We start from the raw sequence: 4,938 nt of genomic DNA on the forward strand, positions 1-4,938 counted from the left end.
TGCCGGGTTGTGTCCCTCCCTTTGCCGCTGTCTCCTTCGCTCTGGCCGACTTGTGGACTTGGTGAGAACAGGCGACGCCGATCACCGGCATCTCGTTGCCGGCAAGGCGTTGATAGCCCTGGCCCCAGCCTGCCAGCAGGCCGGGAATCGAGGTGGGGGGTGGAGCCAGGTGGCGACCTGCCGTGACATCGCGCCGGCGAAACCCGCCCGGAACGATGGGCTGGCCTTCCTCTGTTTGGCGGTCTTCCGGCGGCAGACGCCCATACAGGGCACGGTGGACCCTGCTCAATATCCTCAAGAAGGCCGGCATGAGCCGCGAAAAGATTGTCTTCCTCCTTGCTTTGCTCCTGAGTTCTCCCGGAACATAATCCGAGAAAGTACACTACGTTCAGGCCGTAAGCCAAGGCCCGGCGGTCGGCAGGGATGTCCTCGCCTGTTTGGGCTGACCCCCGATTTCTTGCAAAATAGAAATCTGTTGCTAAAATACAGGGCATGATCCCGCGCCTTGCCCAGGCCCATCTCCGCCAGATGCTGGCGACCTATCCGGCTGCTGCCCTGCTCGGACCCCGCCAGGCGGGGAAGACCACCCTGGCCAGGGCCATGGGCGGCCTCTACTTCGACCTCGAAGATTCGCAGGACCGACTGCGTCTGGATGTCCAATGGGCGGAAATCCTTGCCAGGCCAAGCCTGGTGGCTCTCGACGAGGCGCAGGTGATGCCGGAGCTGTTTCCCCGGCTGCGGGTGGCCATTGATGCCGAGCGGCAGCGGCACGGGCGCTTTCTGCTCCTGGGCTCCATCGCCCCCGCCCTCATGACCAGCGTCGCTGAGAGCCTGGCCGGCCGGCTGGCGCTCTGCGAGTTGAGTCCGCTTCTGGCTGCGGAGCTGGGCTGGGCCAAGGCCGATGCCCTGTGGCACCTGGGTGGCTTCCCGGATGGCGGGGTGCTGGAGCCGGCCAGATTCCCCTTGTGGCAGCAGCACTATCTCGATCTGATGGCCCAGCGCGATCTGCCGCAGTGGGGCCTGCCTGCCAAGCCCATGGTCACCCAGCGCCTCTTCCGCATGCTGGCGGCCGTCCACGGGCAAGCCTGGAACGCCTCCCTGATCGGCAAGGGCCTGGGGATGAGCTACCACACGGTGGGCTCCTATCTCGATTTCCTCGCCGGCGCCTACCTGGTGCGCCGCTTGCCGCCCTTCGCGGCCAATCTCCGGAAACGGCTGGTCAAAAGCCCCAAGGTGTACTGGCGGGATACGGGCCTGCTCCACGCCTTGCTGGGTTGGCAGCCGGACGAGGATCTCCTGGACCGGCCCTGGGTCGGGGCCAGTTGGGAGGGGTGGGTGATCGAGCAGATCCTCTCCTGCCTCCAGGCCGCCGGCGCCTCTGCTCAGGCCAGCTTCCTGCGCACCAGCGACGGCCAGGAGATCGATCTGGTGCTGGAATACCGGGGCCGGCTGTGGGCCTTCGAGGTGAAGCTCACCAGTATCCCGGAGCCCCGGGATCTGGAGCGGCTGCGCAAGAGCGCTCGGCTCATTGGCGCCGATACCTGCGTCCTGGTCAGCCGGACCACCACCCCGATCCACGGCGCCAGCGAATACTCCCTGGACCTCGCCGCCACCCTCGATCTCCTGCTGGCAGCGTGAGCCTGCCGCTGGTCCAGGGGGGGGCGGCAAGACGGGCGCCTGGCTATCCCACGAAATCGAGATAGGTGTCCGGCGTAATCAGCTCGTGGCTCGCATCCGGATACGACTCCATCCACTTCCGGGGCGGCTTTCGTCGCTGGCTCGGTGACCATTTGCACTCGAAGCCGAACAGCCCACCATCGCGCTCCTCCACGTAATCGATCTCCTGCCCATCGTAAGTACGCCAGAAGTGGAAGGTGCCGAAGATGCCGGCGTAGGATCGTTTTTTCAGGCGCTCGGTGACGACGAAGTTCTCCCAGAGCGCTCCGAGATCATTGCGGGCGTCCAGCAGATTGTACTGGCCGATGACGGCGTTCCTGATGCCGTTGTCCAGAAAATAGTATTTTGCCTTGCTGGTCACCTCGTTGCGCAAGTTGCGGCTGAATCCTCCCACCCGGACGATCACAAACGCCTTTTCCAAAATGTCCAGATAGCGACCGACCGTCTTCACATCCAACCGGACTTGGGTGGCCAGCTCATTGAGCGACACCTCGCTTCCGATCTGGAACGCGATCAGCTTCAGAAGGTCGATGAGGGTCCTTGAGGAGCGGATTCGTTCCAGGGCCAGGACGTCCTTCAGCAGATAGGAGCCGGCCAGTTCCTCCAGAAGATCAATCTTCGCCTTCCGGCCCTGGGTCACGATAACCTCCGGGTAGGCACCGTAAACCAGAAACTCCTCCAGCCGCTGACGCAGATCGTACCTGCTTGCGGTTTGCCGCAGCTCCAGCTGACTGATCGGCCACAGGATGAGGGTTCGCTTGCGGCCGGTCAGCGGCTCTCCGATCGCTCCTGCCAAGTCAAAGGACGATGAACCAGTGGCGATGATGCGCAAATCGGGGAGATGATCCACCAGGATCTTCAGCCCCCGGCCGATGCCCGGAATCTGTTGCGCCTCGTCAATGGCGACCAGATCAAGGCCTTCGGCGAAGGCAGTGATCTGCCTGAGGTCGTCCGAGCCGAGAAGATGGCGCATGCGGATATCGTCCCCGGTCTCCAGGCGGTACCGCAGGCCACACGAGGCAAGATACCGCTGCAGCAGTGTGGTCTTGCCTGCCTGGCGCGGTCCGTAGAGGATCAGCGCCTTGCCGGGCACGAGAGAAGTCCCCAGCCGAATGGCCCGATTGATAAATATGGTCATAGGTGATCCACAAATTTAGATCATTCTATGGATTCATACACCACATAATCGGAAGCAGCAATCCTCGCTGGCCGGCCCAGTGACGAGACCAGAGGTGCGGGGCGGCGCCCTCCTTCTGAGCCGGGAGCTCGAAACAAGCCGGCCGGTAAGGCCCAGGTGGGGCAGTGGGCACCGCATGTCAGCTGACGAGCCGCGCAAGGGCGCACCCCGAGAGAGGGGGGTCAATGCTCCGGATGGGGGCGCGGGCGGAAGAGCTGGCCGCGGACCTCCAGGGCAAAGCGCAGCTCCTGAGCCAGCTCCGGGCTGCCATGCTCCTCGTAGAAGCGGATGGCCTCCTGCACGATACCGGCGTCCCCGAATTCCGACCACGGATTGACGCTGGCCAGGAGGGCCTGGCGGGCGCTGTCAAAGGCGGCCCGGGCCCTGGTCGTGTCGCCGGCCAGGAGGTGAGCACGGCCCAGATAGAAATCCGCCGGGAAGGGGCCGTAGCGCTCCCGGAAGATGCCGAAATAGCGCACCGCCTCCTCCAGACGACCGGCCTCCTGGAGCGCCCGGGCCAGCCTGAACTGGCCGTGGGCCATCCCAGGGTGGAGCTGGTAGGCCCGCTGGAAGAAGCGCTCGGCGGCCGCCAGCCCCTTGGTCCCGAGGAGAGAACAGGCCAGCTCGCACAGGCCGTAGCAGTAGCTGCGGTTGGCCAGACAGGCCTGCTCGGCGAACAGGTAGGCGTGGGCGTCGGCGTCCAGCTCGGCCAGCGAGCCGGCCAGATAGGTGAGCAGCGCCGGCTCGGCGGTCTCCGGGGACAGGCGTGGCAGGACCTCATCCAGCAGGGCTTCATGCCGGCCCATCACGCACAGGCGCTCGGCCTGCTGCAGGACGGCGTAGCGGGCCGGCAGCGGCTGCTCGGCCAGCAGCCAGGGATTCCGGAGCGCCTCCACCAGCAGATCCCCCACCCAGCGATGCCGGGTTTTCAGATGGCCGCCATCCACCGAGTAGGCCACCAGGGTGTGCTCCACACCCCGCAGTCGGCCGGCCAGGGCCTGGAGCGCCCGGCCCACCGCCGCCGCCGGCCACTCGCCGTAGCTGTCCGCCAGGGTGGGGAAGAAGTCGACGTCGATGCTGAGGAGCACGGACTCCCGGAAGGACGGCAGAGTCTCGATGCCGCAGATGTTGAGGGGGATCTCGTCGATCCGGCCGTGGAAACAGCCGTCCCGATAACGGAAGCCGGCGATGTCCTCGGCTGAGAAGTTGTGGTGATGGAGAAAGGCGGGCAGCTGCTCCTGGTCCGTGAACAGGCGGACCGGCACCACCCAGTAGACAGTATCAATGATGCCGAGCTTGGCGGCGGCGTACAGGAAATTGCCATCCTCCACCTGGGTGGTGGCCTGGTCCGCCGCGGCCTGGCTCGGCTGGCCTCCGGGTGGCAGCAGCAGCCTTTTCAGGACCAGGATTCGGGCTTCGGGGATCCGCTTGAGATCATCGTGGCTGTCCAGATGGACGAGGGTGCGGCGGCGCAGGCCGCGGGCGGCCCAGTGGGCCAAGGCCCGGCGGTGGTTCTCCACCACCGCGATCGGCTCGAAGGACAGGGTGTCCGGCAACTCCTCTTTGCCCACGCGCCAGGCGATGGCACCGGCCAGGGTCGCCAGGAGGACGAGGCCAAGCGCTGCGAGCTGAGGCCGGCGAAGCCTGATGCGATCTCCGGTCATCGGGGCTCCGCGCCAGGCCGCCTGGGCATAACGACTGGTGCCGTCCTACAGATGCCGGCCCAGGGACTGGCCCAGGAAGAAGGTAGCCAGGCCGAGGCTGTTCTGAGCCACGATATACAGGGCGGCAGAGAGCCAGGAGCCGGCGCGCAGCATGGTACCGGTCTCCACCACATAGGCGGAAAAGGTGGTGAAGGCGCCCAGAAAGCCGACCATGACCACCAGCCTGGTGTGGCCGGGCAGTAAGAGGCGGGTCTCAAACAAGGCCCAGAGGAGGCCGGCGGCCAGGCAGCCAGCGGCATTGACCACCAGGGTGCCCCAGGGCCAGCCGCTGCCAGCCAGGCGCTGTACGGCTGCCGACAGGCCGTAGCGGGCCCGGGCGCCCAAGGCCCCCGCCACAGACAGCCAGAAGATCCTGCCGGT

General features: G+C 65.9%; 4 protein-coding genes. 1 reads left to right on the top strand and 3 read right to left on the bottom strand.

Features of this window, described 5'->3' with window-relative positions; genetic code table 11:
- The first annotated feature begins 492 nt into the window (after nt 1–492).
- Nucleotides 493–1,638 (top strand): ATP-binding protein, encoded by a 1,146-nt coding sequence (locus AB1634_16105; GenBank protein MEW6221037.1) that lies wholly within the window; start codon nt 493–495, stop codon nt 1,636–1,638.
- Between the two features lie 43 nt (nt 1,639–1,681).
- Here AB1634_16105 and AB1634_16110 read toward each other — a convergent pair whose 3' ends face one another.
- The 3 genes from AB1634_16110 to AB1634_16120 all read right to left on the bottom strand — a co-directional run.
- On the bottom strand, nt 1,682–2,770 hold the full coding sequence (locus AB1634_16110; protein ID MEW6221038.1) for an ATP-binding protein: 1,089 nt from the start codon (nt 2,768–2,770) through the stop codon (nt 1,682–1,684).
- Nucleotides 2,771–3,036: 266 nt separating this feature from the next.
- Nucleotides 3,037–4,518 (bottom strand): tetratricopeptide repeat protein, encoded by a 1,482-nt coding sequence (locus AB1634_16115; GenBank protein ID MEW6221039.1) that lies wholly within the window; start codon nt 4,516–4,518, stop codon nt 3,037–3,039.
- Between the two features lie 45 nt (nt 4,519–4,563).
- Nucleotides 4,564–4,938: CrcB family protein (locus tag AB1634_16120; protein MEW6221040.1), on the bottom strand; the 375-nt coding region annotated here is incomplete at its 5' end.

Source organism: Thermodesulfobacteriota bacterium (assembly GCA_040755095.1).
GTDB lineage: Bacteria > Desulfobacterota > Desulfobulbia > Desulfobulbales > JBFMBH01 > JBFMBH01.

What these genes read in the sequence shown, in the direction of transcription:
- AB1634_16105 (MEW6221037.1), top strand. Translation starts at nt 493, where the DNA reads ATGATCCCGCGCCTTGCCCAGGCCCATCTCCGCCAGATGCTGGCGACC.
- AB1634_16115 (MEW6221039.1), bottom strand. Translation starts at nt 4,518, where the DNA reads ATGACCGGAGATCGCATCAGGCTTCGCCGGCCTCAGCTCGCAGCGCTT.